The sequence below is a fragment of the Serratia sp. OLAL2 genome, from assembly GCF_002752475.1.
In the GTDB taxonomy this organism is placed as follows: domain Bacteria; phylum Pseudomonadota; class Gammaproteobacteria; order Enterobacterales; family Enterobacteriaceae; genus Serratia; species Serratia bockelmannii.
Window position 1 is genome coordinate 1 of sequence record NZ_MSTL01000001.1, and the last position, 16,408, is coordinate 16,408.

Annotated in this window: 18 protein-coding genes; 2 read left to right on the top strand and 16 right to left on the bottom strand. The window is 63.0% G+C overall.

Going from position 1 to position 16,408, the window contains the following annotated elements:
• Positions 1-127 (bottom strand): hypothetical protein (locus tag BVU99_RS00005; protein WP_144334738.1); only part of this gene is annotated, 127 nt, incomplete at its 3' end.
• Positions 128-365: 238 nt separating this feature from the next.
• Between BVU99_RS00005 and BVU99_RS00010 the strand changes: the two genes are divergently transcribed.
• On the top strand, positions 366-1,118 hold the full coding sequence (locus tag BVU99_RS00010) for a M48 family metallopeptidase (protein WP_016930039.1): 753 nt from the start codon (positions 366-368) through the stop codon (positions 1,116-1,118).
• Positions 1,119-1,159: 41 nt separating this feature from the next.
• Here the strand turns inward: BVU99_RS00010 and BVU99_RS00015 are convergent, their stop codons facing one another.
• The 14 genes from BVU99_RS00015 to BVU99_RS00080 form a co-directional block, all read right to left on the bottom strand.
• Positions 1,160-2,800 carry a thiamine pyrophosphate-binding protein gene (locus tag BVU99_RS00015; protein ID WP_025304194.1) on the bottom strand — a complete coding sequence of 547 codons (1,641 nt, stop codon included), beginning with the start codon at positions 2,798-2,800 and terminating at the stop codon, positions 1,160-1,162.
• Between the two features lie 52 nt (positions 2,801-2,852).
• On the bottom strand, positions 2,853-4,322 hold the full coding sequence (locus BVU99_RS00020; RefSeq protein WP_049208798.1) for an aldehyde dehydrogenase: 1,470 nt from the start codon (positions 4,320-4,322) through the stop codon (positions 2,853-2,855).
• Between the two features lie 16 nt (positions 4,323-4,338).
• Positions 4,339-5,133 (bottom strand): aspartate dehydrogenase, encoded by a 795-nt coding sequence (locus BVU99_RS00025; RefSeq protein ID WP_025304196.1) that lies wholly within the window; start codon positions 5,131-5,133, stop codon positions 4,339-4,341.
• 15 nt (positions 5,134-5,148) lie between these two features.
• The gene (locus BVU99_RS00030) at positions 5,149-5,943 is read right to left on the bottom strand and encodes an SDR family oxidoreductase (RefSeq protein WP_043141245.1); all 795 of its coding nucleotides are present in this window, start codon (positions 5,941-5,943) and stop codon (positions 5,149-5,151) included.
• Complete coding sequence (locus tag BVU99_RS00035; RefSeq protein WP_025304198.1) at positions 5,940-6,758, bottom strand: alpha/beta hydrolase; 819 nt, start codon at positions 6,756-6,758, stop codon at positions 5,940-5,942. Before BVU99_RS00035 ends, BVU99_RS00030 begins: the two co-directional genes overlap by 4 nt.
• A complete protein-coding gene (locus BVU99_RS00040) occupies positions 6,758-7,282 on the bottom strand; it encodes a cupin domain-containing protein (protein ID WP_004937634.1) in 525 nt (174 codons plus the stop codon). The genes BVU99_RS00035 and BVU99_RS00040 overlap by 1 nt, the downstream gene beginning before the upstream one ends.
• Before the next feature lie 168 nt (positions 7,283-7,450).
• Positions 7,451-8,707 carry an MFS transporter gene (locus tag BVU99_RS00045; RefSeq protein ID WP_049208796.1) on the bottom strand — a complete coding sequence of 419 codons (1,257 nt, stop codon included), beginning with the start codon at positions 8,705-8,707 and terminating at the stop codon, positions 7,451-7,453.
• A 23-nt stretch (positions 8,708-8,730) separates the two neighbouring features.
• The gene (locus BVU99_RS00050) at positions 8,731-9,942 is read right to left on the bottom strand and encodes an FAD-dependent oxidoreductase (RefSeq protein ID WP_099817679.1); all 1,212 of its coding nucleotides are present in this window, start codon (positions 9,940-9,942) and stop codon (positions 8,731-8,733) included.
• Positions 9,939-10,880 (bottom strand): VOC family protein, encoded by a 942-nt coding sequence (locus BVU99_RS00055; protein ID WP_099817678.1) that lies wholly within the window; start codon positions 10,878-10,880, stop codon positions 9,939-9,941. The genes BVU99_RS00050 and BVU99_RS00055 overlap by 4 nt, the downstream gene beginning before the upstream one ends.
• A 109-nt stretch (positions 10,881-10,989) precedes the next feature.
• Complete coding sequence (locus tag BVU99_RS00060) at positions 10,990-11,784, bottom strand: IclR family transcriptional regulator (protein ID WP_025304202.1); 795 nt, start codon at positions 11,782-11,784, stop codon at positions 10,990-10,992.
• Positions 11,785-11,821: 37 nt separating this feature from the next.
• Positions 11,822-12,577 carry an SDR family oxidoreductase gene (locus BVU99_RS00065; protein ID WP_099817677.1) on the bottom strand — a complete coding sequence of 252 codons (756 nt, stop codon included), beginning with the start codon at positions 12,575-12,577 and terminating at the stop codon, positions 11,822-11,824.
• On the bottom strand, positions 12,574-13,617 hold the full coding sequence (locus tag BVU99_RS00070) for an aromatic ring-hydroxylating dioxygenase subunit alpha (protein WP_025304204.1): 1,044 nt from the start codon (positions 13,615-13,617) through the stop codon (positions 12,574-12,576). The genes BVU99_RS00065 and BVU99_RS00070 overlap by 4 nt, the downstream gene beginning before the upstream one ends.
• Before the next feature lie 20 nt (positions 13,618-13,637).
• Entirely contained in the window at positions 13,638-13,946 is a 309-nt protein-coding gene (locus BVU99_RS00075) for a recombinase-like helix-turn-helix domain-containing protein (protein ID WP_004937617.1), read from the bottom strand.
• Positions 13,947-13,948: 2 nt separating this feature from the next.
• Entirely contained in the window at positions 13,949-14,266 is a 318-nt protein-coding gene (locus BVU99_RS00080; RefSeq protein WP_004937614.1) for a non-heme iron oxygenase ferredoxin subunit, read from the bottom strand.
• A gap of 398 nt (positions 14,267-14,664) precedes the next feature.
• Here BVU99_RS00080 and BVU99_RS00085 point away from each other — a divergent pair, with 398 nt between their 5' ends.
• Positions 14,665-15,906 (top strand): MFS transporter, encoded by a 1,242-nt coding sequence (locus tag BVU99_RS00085; protein WP_049296214.1) that lies wholly within the window; start codon positions 14,665-14,667, stop codon positions 15,904-15,906.
• A gap of 110 nt (positions 15,907-16,016) precedes the next feature.
• Here the strand turns inward: BVU99_RS00085 and BVU99_RS00090 are convergent, their stop codons facing one another.
• Positions 16,017-16,169: a Hok/Gef family protein gene (locus BVU99_RS00090; protein WP_004937610.1), complete on the bottom strand. Its 153-nt coding sequence runs from the start codon at positions 16,167-16,169 to the stop codon at positions 16,017-16,019.
• Between the last annotated feature and the right edge of the window lie 239 nt (positions 16,170-16,408).

Consider the following 16,408-nt stretch of genomic DNA (forward strand, 5'->3'; position numbering starts at 1 on the left):
CACGCCACAGGACTTCGGCGATGTCCGCCATGCCCATAGGGGCCCCCGGGTGGCCGGAATTTGCTTTTTGTACGGCGTCCATGCTGAGTGCGCGGATGGCGTTGGCAAGCTCTTTACGAGAGGACATGTTTTACTCCAGGTCGGATAAAAAAAGCAGTCAAGTTCCCTATTTTCTCAGACTCCACATCACAACGGCAATCCCTAATGCCAAATGAGAGCGAGTTCACCACTTATTAGCACGATTGGACGCTTTTTCGGAATAACACTATTCTCGCCTTAGCTGGCGTACACTAGGCTCTTGCGACAAGATTTCCTCAAAGCAAAATGACTCTTTTACCTTGTTACCTTCACAGGAAGATGGCGTTATGAAGATCCGTACCTCTTTGATTGCGTTGGGCATTGCCACCTTGGCAACCGGCTGTCAAAACCTGAATACCGAAACCTTGATGCAGTCCGGCGCGCAGGCGTTCCAGGCGGCGACCCTGAGCAACGACGACGTTAAGGCCCTGAGTGATAAATCCTGCGCCGAGATGGACAGCAAGGCACAAATCGCGCCGGCCGGCAGCACCTACGCCAAGCGTCTCAACAAAATCGCTGCGGCGCTGGGCGACAACATCAACGGCACCCCGGCCAACTATAAGGTTTACGTGACCAAAGACGTCAACGCCTGGGCGATGGCCAACGGCTGTATCCGCGTCTACAGCGGCCTGATGGACATGATGAACGACAACGAAGTGGAAGGCGTGCTGGGCCACGAAATGGGCCACGTAGCGCTGGGCCACACCCGTAAAGCGATGCAGGTGGCTTACGGCACCGTGGCGCTGCGCACCGCGGCGTCCTCCGCCGGCGGCGTCATCGGCTCGCTGTCGCAGTCGCAGTTGGCGGACATCGGCGAGAAGCTGGTCAGCGCCCAGTTCTCGCAGAAACAGGAAAGCGAAGCGGATGATTACTCGTTCGATCTGCTGAAAAAGCGCGGCATCGATCCGAACGGCCTGGCCACCAGCTTCGAAAAACTGGCCCAAATGGAAGCCGGCCGTCAGAGCAGCATGTTCGACGATCACCCGTCTTCCCAAGCGCGCGCGCAGCACATTCGCGATCGCATCGCGGCAGAGAAGTAACAACGAGAACGCCCGGCAACCGCCGGGCGTTTTTTATCGTCTCAATACAGGGTTTTCTGCGGCGGCCCGGCGAAGGTCAGCGGCCCGACCTGCTTCATGTCCACCTCGACCACCGACGGCCCCGGGTAGTTGATCGCCTCGGCCAATACGCCGTTGAACTGCGCCGCCGCCTCGACCTTCCAGGCTTTCAGCCCCATCGCTTCGGCTATTTGAGTAAAGGCCGGCGTATGCAGCTCGTTGTAATACTGGCGCCCGGCGAAATACTTGTCCTGAATGCCGCGCATCACGCCATAACCGCCGTCGTTCATGATCAGCAGGGTGATGTTCACCTGTTCCTGCGCCATGGTCGCCAGTTCCCCCAGGCCCAGCGCCAGACCGCCATCGCCCACCAGCCCCACCACCTTGCGCTGCGGGTTGGCGATCGCGGTGCCGATCGCCATCGGCAGCCCCATGCCGATAGCACCGGCCAGCGAGTGAATGTTGCACAGCGGCGAGATCGCGCGGAACAAACGGCTGCCCCAGACGCTGCCGGAAACGGTGATATCGCGCACCAGCAATCCGTCCTGCGGCAACGCGGCGTCGATGGCGTCGTTGAGTTTGGCGTATTCACCGGACTGCTGACGCAACGCGCTCTCCGCCTGCTGCACCGCCCCCGCGATCTCGGCATCCCACTCGGCGTTAACCTTCTCGCCGGGGCTCAGCCGCGCCGCCAGCGCGGCCAGCAGCGCCGCACAGTCGCCGTTGATCTGCTCATCGGCCAGGTAGTTGCGGTTGGCCGCCGCCGGATCGATGTCAATCTGCACCAGCGGGCGCGGCAGCGGCAGCGTCCAGGTGCGGGTTTCATTGCTGCGCAGGCGCGAACCAGCCACCAGCGTCAGGTCGCACTGCGTCAGGATCGCCTCGATGCTCGGCGAGTTGTGGAACGCCCGCAGGCTGCGCGGATGGCTGTCCGGCAGAATGCCGCGCCCGTGGGTGCTGGAGATCACCGCCACGCCGGCGTCCGCCAGCTTGCGCACCGCGTCGCCGCAGGCCAAGGCGCCACCGCCTAACCACAGCAGCGGACGCTTGGCCTGTTTCAGCCGCTGATGCAGCCGCTCCACCGCCGCATCGTCCGCCTTCGGCAGCGGCGCCGGCGCCAACGCTTCGGTCAGCACCGAACGGGAAACCAGGCTACTTTGAATATCGATCGGGATCTCGACCGCCACCGGGCCACAGGGCACGGTTTGCGCATCCAGGATCGCCCGCTGGATCACCGCCACCGCCTGCTCCGGCGAATTGACCCGGTAAGCGCGCTTGGAGCAGGCGCGCAGGAAGCCGAGCTGATCGCGGGTTTCATGAATAAAACCGGCGTCGGCGTCCAGATAGGCTTTTTCCACCTGGCCGGTGATATGCAGCAGCGGCGTGTTGGCGTTGAGCGCCTCAATCATCGCCCCCACCGCGTTGCCCGCGCCGGCGCCGGTGCTGGTCAACGCCACGCCCAGGCCGGAGAAGCGCCCGTGCGCGTCGGCCATGGTGACCGCACCCGCTTCGCCGCGCGCCGGCACGAAGCGAATTTTATCGCGCTGCCCCACCGCATCGGCGATCGGCAGATTATGAATCGAAATGATGCCGTACATCGCCGACACCGCGTACTGTTCCAGAGTCCGGGCTATCGCCTCGCCAACCGTGATTTTATCGCTCATCATCTGCCTTCTTAGGGTAGTCGTTATTAGGGTTATGCGTAGAGGTGTCGGCCTAGTCGCTCCAGCGGTTCACCTGATGGCTCAGTGCCAGATACACGCTTTTCTGCTGCATGTAGGCCTTGATGCCGTTCAGGCCCTTTTCGCGGCCCAGCCCGCTTTCCTTGAAACCGCCGAACGGTGTAGAAATCGAGAACGTTTTGTAGGTGTTGATCCAGACGGTGCCGGTTTCCAGCCGCTCCGCCAGCGCCATCGCCCGCGGGAAATCGCGGCTCCAGATGCCGGCCGCCAGGCCGTACACCGAGTCGTTGGCCTGTTCGATCAGCTGTTGCTCGTCGTCGAACGGCAGCGCCACCAGCACCGGGCCGAAGATCTCCTCCTGGCACACGCGGGCGTCGTTGTTCAAACCTTCGATAATGGTCGGCAGGTAATAGCTGCCGCTCGCCAGTTGCGGATCGGCCGGCGCTTCGCCGCCGATGATCACCCGGCCACCCTCCTGCCGCGCCAGCGCCACGTAGTCCGCCACGCTTTGCCGATGTTTGGCGCTGATCAGCGGACCGAGATGCACGCCCGGCACCAGCGGGTTGCCGATACGCAGCCCCGCCGTCAGTTCGGTCAAGCGCGCCAGCAGCGGCTGATACAGCGAACGATGCACGAACAGCCGCGATCCGGCGATGCACGCCTGGCCGGCGGAGCTGAAAATGCCGTAGCAGATACCGCGCGCCGCCTGTTCCAGATCGGCGTCCTCCAGCACGATGGTCGGTGATTTGCCCCCCAGTTCCAACGAGGTGGGGATCAGCTTGTCGGCGGCGATATGCGCCAAATGGCGCCCGGTGCTGGTCCCACCGGTAAAGGCGATCTTTTTCACCCGCGGATGGCGCGCCAACGCCTCGCCGATCACCGAACCTTTGCCCGGCAGCACGCTGAGCAGCCCGGCAGGCAGGCCCGCCTGTTCGAACAGCTCGGCCAGCTTCAGCGCCATCAGCGGCGTGGCTTCGGCCGGTTTGAGCACCACCGCGTTGCCCGCCGCCAGCGCCGGCGCCACCTTCTGCATTTCACTGGCGATCGGTGAGTTCCACGGCGTGATGGCGGCGATCACCCCCATCGGCTGATACTGGCTGAGCGTCATCACCTCGGCGCTGCGCGGGGTCGGCAATTCGCCTTCCAACACTTCGCAGGCGGCGGCGAAGTAGCGCGCGGTCGCCGCTGCGCTGGCCACCAGCCCGCGGGTCTCCGCCAGCGGCTTGCCGTTGTCGCGGGTCTGCAGCTCGGCCAGCTGTTCCTGCTGCGCCAGGATCAGGTTGCTGACGCGGTAGAGGATCGAGGCGCGTTGGTGCGGCACCAACCCACGCCACTCCGGCGCGCGCCAGGCGCGTTCCGCTGCCTCCACCGCCTCATTCACGTCCTCGACGTTAGCGGCACGCAGCCGCGCGTTGACGCTGCCGTCGGCCGGGAATACCGAAGCCATCTCTTCGCCACGCCCTTCGCGCCAGCGTCCGGCGACAAAAATATTCAATCGTTCCATGCTCCGCTCCTGCCGTTCAGGCAATAAAACCGCCGTCCACCAGACGGCGGCAGGCTTGTACCGCGCTCAGCGCCGCCAGGGTTGATGTTTTGGGATTGCTCGCCAGCGGGGTGCCGCTCAGCTCGATGTGAAACTCGCCAAAATCGCCGCACACCTGCAGGCGATGGGTATTGCGTCGGGTGGCGGGATCGACCTGCAGGCGTACCCGGGTGGCGTCCATCCCCAGGCCGTTGAGCGCAATGGTGGCCGCCACGTTGGCATTAGCCGGGAACAAACGCGCCGCTTCACGCGCCGAACCTTCAAAAAACACCTGCGCTTCACTCACCGCATCGAGATCGATCAACTGTTCCGCCGGGCTGCCGCGCCAGCTGGCCGGGCTTTTACTGGCCTGATAGGTCACGCTCTCCAGCCCGCCTTCGCGCGCCGACGCCAGCCCGTCCATCCCCGCCACCGCGCCGGACAGCACGATCAGCTGCCCGTGATGGCGGCGGCAAACCTGCTGCAGCCGCTGTTGCAATGCGGCGTCCGCCAGCGCGCCGGTCGAGATCAGCGCCAGCGGCCAGCCGCGCTGTAGCACCGCTTCGCCAAACTCCGCCACCGCCTGCTGGCTGGCGCACTCCAGCACCAGATCCGGCCGCTGCGAACACTGCCCAGGATGGGCCAGCGCCTGCACCCGCCCGCCAAAAGCCTCGGCGATCGCCGCATGATGAGCTGCGCGCGCCAGGATCCAACCGACCTCCACGCCTTCCGGCAAACGGGCGATCACTTCCTTCGCCATCGCGCCGTAGCCAATCATCATGATCTTCTTCATCTTTTTCTGCCCCTGCTACACATGGCGGTTAAAGCCGCCGGAAACGTCCAGCGCCGCACCGGTGGTAAAAGAAGCCAGCGGCGAAGCGAGGAACAGCAGCGCCTGCGCCGGCTCCTGCGGCTTGCCCAGGCGCTTCATCGGGATGCCGCGCCGTTCGGCGATCGCCGCCGTCCACTGCTCCCAACTTTGATCTTTATCGCTGCGCTCTTCGAAACGGCGGCGCCACTGACCCGACTCCACCATCCCCAGCAAGATCGAGTTAACGCGAATACCTTTGTCCACCAGCTCTTTCGATAGCGTCAGCGTCATGTTGAGCAGCGCGGCACGCGCCGCCGAGGTGGCGATCATGTGTTCTTCCGGCTGCAGCGCCAGCAGCGAGTTCACACAGGTGATAGACGCGATCGCCGATCGTTCCAGCGCCGGTAAAAACGCCTGCACCGGGTTGATCACGCCGAACAGCTTCAGCTCGGCCTCATGCAGCCAGGCCTCGCGCGGCGTCTGGTCAAAATGGGCGACGAAGCCCTGACCGGCGTTGTTGATCAGCAGATCCACGCCGCCGAAACGCGCCGTCACCTGAGCGGCGAACTGCGCCACCTGCTGTGCATCCAGCACGTCGCAGCGCAGCGCCAGGATCTCCGCCTGCGGGAAGTCCGCGCGCAGGCTGGCCTCCGCGCCGGCCAGTTTGTCCGGATCGCGGCCGCAGAACGCCACCTTCGCCCCTTCGGCCAGCAGCAGCTTCAGAGTTTCGAAACCGATGCCCGACGAGCCGCCGGTCACCACCGCCACCCGATCCTCAAGCTGAAAATTCATCGTTGGATTGCTCCCGTAAAATCCCGCAGATAGCGGTTGAAACACGCCGGCGCGTCGAGGTAGCTGGCATGACCGGCGGCGGCGATCAGACGCAGCGTCGCGTCTTGCTCACGCGCCAGCTCGGCCGCCTTCTCCGGCGGCGTAATGCGATCCTGTTCACCGCACCACACTTCCAGCGGGCCGCGATAGCGCGCCAGATAGCGGCCGATGTCGTCGTTGGCCAGCATCCAGGCGGCACTCAGAAAACCGTCGGGATCGAGCTGTTGCATGCCGTTGCGCACCCAGGCAATGTCCTGCGGATCCGCCTCTTCATGCAGCAAGGCCGCCGCCCGCTGCTCGCCGTAGCCCACCGGCCCCAGCGTCTCTATCATCTGTTGGCGCTGGCCGTATACCTGCCGGCGTTTTTCCTCCGGCGCCGTGGCATAGCCCTGCGCCGGATCCGCCAACACCAGCCCACATAGTCCGTCCGGATAGCCGGCGGCGTAGGCGCTGCCGATCAGCGCCCCCAGTGAATGGCCGACGATCAGCGGCTGCGCCAGCTGCAGCTCAGCAATCAGCGCCGCCAACGCCGCCGCATAACCGGCGGCATCGGCCTGCGGGTCCGCCAACGGCAGGCTGCCGCCGTAGCCCGGCGCGTCCCACGCCAACAGGCGGTGACCGTCCGTCAGACCGCTGTCGTTGAACTGCTTGATCCACGAGGCGGACCCGGAGCTGATGCCGTGCAGCAACACCACCGGCCGCCCCTGCCCGGCCTCGCGCCAGCTCAGGGTGTACGCCCCGCAGCGCGCCCGTTGGCGTTGCGCCAGGCCGTTCATCAGTTGCGCTTCACTTTGGACAGCGGGTGATCCGCCGGATAGGTTGGGATCTCCGGCTTGGCGGTGCCGAGCATCACGCACATCAGCGCCTCTTCCTCGCCGTGGTTGAACAGGCCGCGGTACACGCCCGCCGGCACCGAGATCAGATCGCGCTCTTTCAGCCTGGTTTCGTAATACTCTTCCCCATCCTGGATCATCAGCGTGATGCTGCCTTTCAGCATGAAGAACACTTCTTCCACGTCGTCGTGCAGGTGCAACGGGCCCTCGCACTTCGACGGCAGCACCATGGTGGAAAAGGTGAAGTTGCCCGCCGGAATAGTGTTGGCGTCGCTGGCCACGCCGGTGGCGCCGGTGCCGATGTAGCGCATCTGCGCGCGGCGGTATTTCGGGTCAAAGTCGGCCTGGAATTTCAGCGCGTTCCAGTCGTATTTGCGGCCCTCGAAACGGGCGATGCGCGACTCTACCCAGTTTTCCATCGACAGATCCTGCGGCTTGACGCCGGCTTTGTTCTCAACCTGAGACATGTTGTCACTCCTCTGTTGAATCAAATGGTTATCCCCTTCGTCTTTCACGCTGTGGCGTTGTTGGCTGCATTCGTTCACACCAGTCACTTACCGCAGTAAGCTCCTGGAAACTCACGAACTTGCCGCCTAGCCACAGCATGAAATCCATTGGGCTTAGCAATTGTTAATTCAGTACTTTCTCAGCAACGGCAGCAGAATGAGGCAGCCGACGAACGCCATCACCACCAGGAACAGCAGGCCGTTATCCATATTGCCGGTGGCGGCGATCAACGCCCCCATCAGCACCGGCGCCAGCGCGCCGGCAAAATTGCCCAGTCCGTTGAAAATACCGCCGGCGGTGGCGCTGACCTTGCTGCTGGTCGCCTTCGCCAACAGCGCGAAAATATTCGGCGCGCCGGCGCCCCACATAAAGGTGCTGAAGGCCATGGCCGCAATCACGCTGTAGGTGCCCTGCAGGTGCAGCACCACCGCCAGGCCGAGGCCCGCGCCGCACAGCGACAGGAAGCAGGCCAGCGCGCGCCGATCCAGCTTGTCCGACAGCCAGGCGCCCAGCACTTCGCCGAGCAGCATGGCGATGAACGGCAGCGAAGAGAGGTAACCGGCATGCTCCAGATGAATGCCTTTGCCCTTGATCAGGTAGCTCGGCAACCAGCCGTTCATGCCCCACAGGTAGGTCAGGAAGGCGATATTGAACAGGCAAATCATCCAGAAATGCGGGCTGCGCAGCAGCTCGCGGCGGTGCTGTTTGCGTTCGGACACCGCCGGCTTGGCCGCCGCCGCCGGGCGCGAGACGTTCAGGTGGCGCATGCCGAACAGCACCAGCAACATCACCGGCAGCGTCAGAAACGCCATAAAGAAGAAGGTGGTCTGCCAGTCGAAGGTATTGAGGATGTACAGGGTGACCGGGAAGCCGAGCGCGGCCCCGAGCGGCGTGCCGAGCAGCCACAGCATGGTGGCGCGCGCCTGCAGCTGCGGCGGAAAGGCCTGACGAATAATGGCGTAGGCCATCGGCAGCAGCGGCCCTTCGGCGATGCCGAGCAGAATGCGCAGCGTCATCATGGCGTGATAGGAGCGCACCAGCCCCATCAACACCATCAGCACGCCCCACACCACCATCATGCCAATCAATACTTTTACCGGGTTAAGCCGATCGCCGATGCCGCTGAGCAGCATCGAGGAGATGCCGTAGGAGAACAGAAACGCGCTCATCAGCAAGCCCAGCCGCGCCGGGTCAAAGCCGATCCCTAACGCCTGCTGAAACTCGGCGTCGGAAAACAGCGCCGCGATGCTGATCTTGTCGAAAAACGCCAGCAGCACGCAGGCGAACAGCGCGATCGGCACCGACCAGCGCACCCGTTGCTGCGGATTTTCGGCAACGGCTTCCCCCGCCCGTCCAGCGCGGGCGTCAATGTCTTGCGTAGTCATAAAACGCTCCCGAGGTTCGGGCGTTATTTCAACGCCATCAAAGAAAACTCCGCATCCGCCAGCTGCTGCGGGTCCAGCACCCGGCCGCTCGCCAACCAGCGCTTGCCGAGCTTGATGGTGCGCGCGTCGTTGAACGCCACCATCTGCACCAGCTGCCGATCGGCGTTCAGCGTGAAGAACACCTGCGACTGCGGCGTGCGGCGCACCACATGGTGCACGCCGCCGCTCGGCACGCCGAGGATCTGGATATTGACGTCATATTGATCCGACCACAGCCAGGCCACGTCGTCATACGGAGCGGCAAAGGCGTCGAGCATCGCGCAGGCGGTGCTGATGGCCTGATTTTGCGCGTAGGCCCAGGACTGCAGGCACAGGCCAAGCGTCGGGTGGCGCGCCACGTCGCCGGCGGCGAAGATCGCCGGATGGCTGGTACGCCCTTGGCCGTCGACCACGATGCCGGACTCGATCGCCAGCCCGGCGCTGCGCGCCAGTTCGAGATTCAGCTCGACGCCGATCCCCACCACCACCAGATCGAAGACCTGCGGATCGCTGACTTCGCTGCCGATCCAGGCGGCGCCGTCGCGATCTTCCAGCGAGATCTCGCCGCAGCCACACAACACCGTAACGCCCTGCCGGCGATGCAGTTCGAGCAACGCCTGCGAGACATCGGCGCCGACGCTGCGCATGCATAGCGCGGGCTGGCGTTCAAACACCGTCACCTCGGCGCCGAGACGGCGCGCAGAAGCGGCGATCTCCAGCCCGATCCAACCGCCGCCGACGATCGCCAGATGGCGGCAACCTTGCAGGCCCTGCCGCAACCGGGCCGCATCGTCCCAGGAACGCAGCGTCATCACGCGCGGATGCTGCGCCCAGGCGGCGCCCGGCACACGCGGCCGCCCGCCAGTGGCGATCAGCAACTGCTCGAACTGCAGCCGTTGCCCGTCGCTGAGCGTGACGATTTGCTGTTCAGCGTCGATGGACTCGGCGCGCAGCGGGCGACGCCAGTCGATATTCAGCTCCGCCACCGCCTGTTCGCTGAACAGCCGACTGAGGGGAGCCGCGGCATCCAGCAGCGCCGCTTTCGACAGCGGCGGCCGCTCGTAAAAATCGTAGGGCTCGTCGCTGACCACCGTCAGCCGGCCGCTGTAACCGCGGTCGCGCAGCGTCTTGGCCGCCCAGCCGCCGGCCTGGCCGCCGCCGACGATGACGATGCCCGTCTGTTCTGGCCGGTTCATAACGCTTGCGCCTTTTTATGCTGGCGGCGCGTATCGTGATCGATGCCGCCCTCTACCGCCCATTCGGTGAAGGAGACCAGCGAATGCTCCAGCTCGCGCGGCTGCCAGTTTTCCGTCAGATAATCGTCGTTGGTGTAATACTCGAACGCGCCGCCGGTCGGGCTGTTGACGTACCAGAAATAGGCCGAGGAAATAGGGTGGCGGCCGGGGCCGATAAAGGTGCTCCACTGCTCTTTGTTCATGGCGATGCCGCCGCCGATCACTTCATGGATATCGCGCACGGTGAACGCCACATGGTTCAGGCCGCGTGGGCGGTTAGGCAGCTTCAGCAGGAACAGGTTATGGTGGCCGCCGCGCGCCTGGGTGCGCAGGAAGACGGCGCGATCGATATAGCGATCGGAAACCTGGAAATCCAACAGCTCGCGATAGAAACGCTCGGTCGCCGCCAGATCGTCAACGAAGAACACTACGTGGCCAATATTGATCGGTTGCGCCTGCGAATAGACCGGGCTGGGTTGATCGATGCGGCGCACGTCGCCCCATTGGTTGATCGGCGTGACCGGCACCTCAACCGCCTGCTGGCGGCTGACGACGAAGCGCAGCGTCATGCCGTTGGGATCGAGGCATTCCAGCTCTTCTCCCACCTGACGGAAGCCGGGCATCAACGCCAAACGCGGCTGCAGGCGCGCCAGATCGGCGGGTGAGCCCACGCCCCAGGTCATGCGGCGCAGGGTAGAACCGCCTTCAAACGCCGCAGGCAGCGCCGCGCTTTGCAACGGGTGCAGAACGACCTGCGCCCCGCTCAGGGTGGTGAATTCGCGCTGCGGTTCGCCCCAATGTTGCGTGGCGGGCTGCAGGCCGAAGTCTTGCATGAATTTTTCGCAGGTTGGCAGATCTTCGACGCCAAATTCCAGTTTTTCGATTCCGATTACGCTCATTGTTCAGCCTCACGTTCTCGCTGCATACGGTTTTCAGGCATGAGTGAACCCCGGCCCCTGTTTGCTGTGGGCCTTATCCCTGCCTGAGTGAAAGAGTCGGTCCTGTCGGTTAGCCGACGTTGGCCTGCGGCGGCGCGCCGAGGAAGCCAGAAATTTTCTCCGCCGCATCGCGCACTTCCATGCGCAGCCGCTCGCGATCCGCTTTCGGGATCTCATCGGACGGCACCATGATGCTGACCACCGCCTCGACCCGCTGCTCACGGTTGAAGATCGGGTACACGATCGAGGAGATGCCGTGGCGGAAGAACGATTCGCCGATCACATAGCCGCGCGCCTTGTCTTGCTGCACCATCTGCCACAGCATTTCGCGATCCGCCGGGGTGCCCGGCGCGTTGCCCGGCAGCTGCGCGTCCGGATAGAGTTGTTCGAACTCGCTGCGGGTGGCGCTGGTCAACAACATGCGGCCGAGCGAGGTTTGGTGCACCGGCAAGCGGGTGCCGACGCTGACCTGATTGATCTGTGAACCGGCGGCGCTGACGCGGGCGATATAGATCACGTCGCGCCCGTCGCGGATCGCCAGATGGCTGCTGCACTGGCTGCGATCGCGCAACTGCTCGATCACCGGCTGGCCGGCCTGCGCGACGTCCAGCGACGCGATGTATTCAAAACCGAGACGCAGCACCTTGATGCCCAGTGCGAAGGTATTGGTGCGCGGATTGCGCTCCAGAAAGCCCAGGTGCTCGAGCGTCTGCACCACGCGGTAGGCGGTGGCCTTCGGCATATCGACCAGGCGATGCAACTCGGCAAAAGTCATTTCCTTATGCTGCTCGCCAAACGCCAGCAGCAACTGCAACCCGCGATCCAGTCCCGGGATCAGATACTTACATGCTTGCTCGTCCGCCATCTCTCGCTCCTGCGCTGTGCGCCTGCCCTGCGGGCCGTCAGTTGAATACGAAGCCGCCGTTGACCGGCAGCAGTTGGCCGGTGACGAAATCCGCCAGCGACGACAGCAGATAAAGTACCGTACCGTTCACATCGTCCGGGTGCTGCGCCCCGGCCAGCGCGCGCCCCTGCTCGTACAGCTGATGGCGCTCGGCGGGCACATACTCAGTGGCTTCCACTCGCGTCAGGCCCGGCGCGATGGCGTTGACGCAGATACCCTGCGGGCCCAGCTCGCGCGCCATCGATCGGGTCATCGCGATCACCGCGCCTTTACTGGCGACATAGGCCATCAGGCGCGGCGCGCCCCACAGCGCGGTGTCCGACGCCACGTTGACGATCTTGGCGTGCGGATTGCGCGCCAGCAGCGGCACCGCCGCCTGGCTCACCAGCCAGGTGCCGCGCACGTTGACTTGCATCACGCGATCCCACAGATCGATATCGTATTCCATCATGGTTTTACCGCCGACGCCGGTCGCCAGCGCCGCGTTGTTCACCAGACCGTCGATCCCGCCGCCAGCGGCGATCTTCTCGAACGCCAAGCGGATCGAATCCGGTGAGGCCAGATCGATCGTCTGCGTTTCCACCCGAGCGCCCTGCTCGCGCAGCGCGGCGCCGCTCGCCGCCAGCTCATCCGCCAAGATGTCGCACATCACCACCTGCGCGCCTGCTGCGGCGATGGCGGCGGCAAAGCTGTAGCCCAGGCCGCGCGCCGCACCGGTGGCCACGATGCGCTTGCCGTCCAGCAAGCCGTTCACTGCGCCGCCTCCCGCTCGCGCAGCGTCGCCAGCTGTTTCTGCGCCTCTTTCTGCATCAGGCGGCGCAGGCGCGACAGACCGACGTCGTGCTGGTACAGGTATTCGCGGCCGCGAGCGTTAGGCGCCATGTTCTCGAGCACGATGCGATCCTGCTCGAGCACGTCCCAATGCAACGATTCCAGGCGATTACGGTACATGAAGCGCCACATGTCGCGCTGCCAGTCTTTGACCTTACGGATGCGCCAGAAGAACACCCGGCAGTGATCCTTGTCTTCCGGCACCACCATGCCGATGATCCAGAAGTGACCACCCGGCCCGAAGCGCTTCTTGTACGGGATCGACAGGCGCATCCAATACGCGCCGCTGCTGCCGAATTCCACCCAGTCGAAGTTAACCCCGATCTGTCCGTTCTTTTTGAAGATAAACCCGCTGTCGGTCGGCTCCAGCCCCATATCCGCCTTGCGATCGCCTTCCGCCATCGAGTGTGAGGAAGAGTGCAGGTAGGTGCCGTGCATCGGATCCATCACGTTTTCCAATGCGTACTGGTAGTTGCAGTCCCAGCTGGCGGTACACAGAAAATTACTGTACGACGCTTCGTCCGCCAGCTCTTGCGGGAAAGTCAGCTCCGCCGGCGCTTCATCCGCCGTCACGCCGAAATAGAGAAACACTGCGCCGTAGGCTTCTTTGGCCGGGTAAGACCGCAGGCATTTTTGCCCCACCAGCGGGCAGCGATCCACCGCCGGCACGTCTTTCACCGTCCCGTCTCCGCCGACTTCCACCCCGTGATACCAGCAGGCGATACGATCGCCGAGGTTCCACCCCATGGAAAGCCGCGCGCCGCGGTGCGGGCAGCGATCTTCCAACGCGTGGATCTGGCCTTCACCGTCGCGCCACACCACGATTTGCTGCTCGAGACGGGTGATGCCGACCGGGTTGTTGCCCACTTCCCAACTGGCCAGCACCGGATACCACATGCCGCGCAATCCCTGGTCAAGATAGTCCTGCAGGCTCTGTTCGGAGGATGTTGTGTTTGCTGTCATTGTCTTCTCCCGGATGTGGCTCAGAAACCGTTAACGTGAAGGAATTCGCGGAACGTCGCCTCATTCCACGGTTGGCCGCTGCGATCGAACAGGCGGCGCTGATTCAACGCGCTGACGATCTGCTCCAGCTCTTCCGCCCCCTGATCGAAGATCGTTTCCAGCGCCGCCACCAGCGCGGTTTCGAAACCGTCCGGCACCCGGGCGCGGTTTTGCCAGATGACATTGCGGAACTGGCCCGGCTGATGGATTTGGCCGTTGCCGCCTTCGCGGGCCGGCGTCACCTGTTGGGTGTCCGGCAGCCAGGGATTGAAATCGGTGATGTGCTGCATGATTACTCCTCCGCGATAAAGGTGATCTGGATTTGGTTGTCGACCACCCGGGTGGGATAGGTTTGCAGATCGCGGCCGCCTGGCTCGCGCAGGCACTGGCCTGTGCGCACGTCAAACAGCGCTTCGTGCAGCGGGCACTCAACCTTGCCGTCGTCTACAAACCCCTGGCTGAGCAAGGCATAAGCATGCGGGCAGACGTCTTCCAGCGCGTAGTAGTTACCGTCGAGCAGGTACACCCCGATCTCTTTTCCTTCCACTTTGCCGGAGAAAGGAAAATCTTCTTTCACCTGAGACACTTCGCACACATTCTTCCAGCTCATTGCTTTTATCCTCTATCTGATTGTTTCATATATGAAACTCAGTTTCTTATTTAATACAGCCACTATAAGTCTGGCGAAACTTTCGTCAAGCGAGCGGAACGGCAAATGTTAATGAAAGGTTGTTTAAAAATGACAAATGCGGGAGGGATCACGAAATCATGCACGGATATGAAAAACCTATGTCAGTTGTGCGCTCTTCCGCTAATTTATGGCAAAAAATGCGTTGATCCCGGCGGCGCATTGCGCGTAAAAGTGTTTTCTCACTGTCTTTTACACTCAATTTAATAACAATTAATTTACATTAATCAGCCTCGTCCCCCGCGTTTGCGCGTAATGGCCTCCGCGGGCGAGTTTACTGCTGCCTGAATTCGTCAACCGCTCGCACTGAGGAACGCGCCGTGCAACAACGTCAACGCTGGTTTGGGGTGATCGCCCTGCTGTTTCTGATCGTTATCGCCTATGCGGATCGGGTTAATATCGCCGTGATGTTGGTCAATCCCGACTTCCTGCAACACTTTCAACTCGGCGGTGACCGCGCCCATCAGGGCACGCTGATGACGGTGTTTTTACTCGGTTACGGCCTGTCCGCCATGTTGCTGACGCCGTTTCTGGAAACGCTGATGGGTTACCGCCGCGCGCTGACGCTGAGCGTGGTGCTGTGGGCGCTGCTCACCGCCGCGTCGCCGCTGGCGGGATCGCTGCTGTTGCTGTGCGCGGTGCGCGCGCTGCTTGGCGTCAGCGAAGGGCCGCTGTTCTCGCTGAAGACCATGTACATCAGCGATCATTTCGCCGCCGACGAGCGTGGCAAACCCAACGCGGTCAGCGCGCTGGGCGTCTCGTTGGGGCTGGTGATCGGCTTTCCGCTGGTGAGTTTTCTGATGGCGCACTTCGGGTGGGCGATGTCGTTTCACCTGCTGGCACTGCTCAACCTGCTGTTGGGCCTGGCGCTGGTGCGGCTGTTCGTTCATCCGCTCGCCTTACCCTCATCTTCACGCCCCGCCGATCCTCAGCCGGTGTTGAGCCGCGTCTGGCACACCTTCGCGCTGGCCTGGCGCACACCGATGCTCGGTTGGATCCTGCTGATCGAGATCGCCACGCTCAGCTACCTGTGGGGATCCAGCGCCTGGCTGCCGGCTTACCTGACTGATGAAAAAGGATTCTCCATCAAGCAGATGGGATGGATGGCCGCACTGCCTTTCATCGTCAGCATCGCCTCAAAATACCTCGGCGGCGTGCTGCTCGATCGTATCCGCCCCTATCAGGCGCCACTGATCTTCGTCTTTGGCGGCGCGGCGACCGCACTGTGCATCTATGGCGTAATGAACAGTCATCAGCTTGGCTGGATCGCCTTCTTCCTGCTGGCGGCCAACGCCTGTTGGGGCGCACAGGGCGCGGCAATCCCCACTCTGCTGCAGCATTATGCGCGGCCGGAGGCGGTCGGCAGCGCCTATGGGCTGATCAACGGCATCGGCAATCTGTTCTCGGCGTTTGTGCCGATGGCGATGGGCATGGTGATGGCCAGCCAGGGCAAGGTGTCTTCGGGCTTTGCGGTACTGATTGCCTCACAGCTGCTGACGCTGCTGGCGGGCGGCGCGCTGTTTAGCCGCATGTTGCTGGCTCGCCAGGTGAAGCGGGCATAAATCCGTTTCACCGTGTTCTACGGCGGCAAACCGAAAGCGTTGAGAGGGTGCTCATGGATCTGGACGCCAACAACCAGCAGACGGGGGACACCCCCCGTCGCCGGGTTGCCTTACCGTTCGGATTCGTAAGCCAAAATGGCCGCAACCTCCGTAGTGCCCGATCGGATCCGCAGCTCACACAGCGTGCTGCGAGTTATCCATGCCAGTGATATTACCGTGGCACAAATAACCACCAATTTTAACAGGCTCCGTTTGTTCGGCATCATGCCTTCTTCTCCTTGCCTCGCGGCGGGTAAGAGGCTAACTTAACGTTGCTGGCGTTAGAGTAGGCCTCGGGTTGATGGATATCGACTCGGGGCTTTTCTCTTTGTACCTTTCACGCAGGCTCCAGATACAAAGATCCAGAGCACCCGCGCGCAGTATATTCATCCTCTCCGTTGTCCCGGTTCCTTTTCTCCGACTCAGTTTCATTTCTGCGCAAAATTGCGCAAAGGCGTTGCAA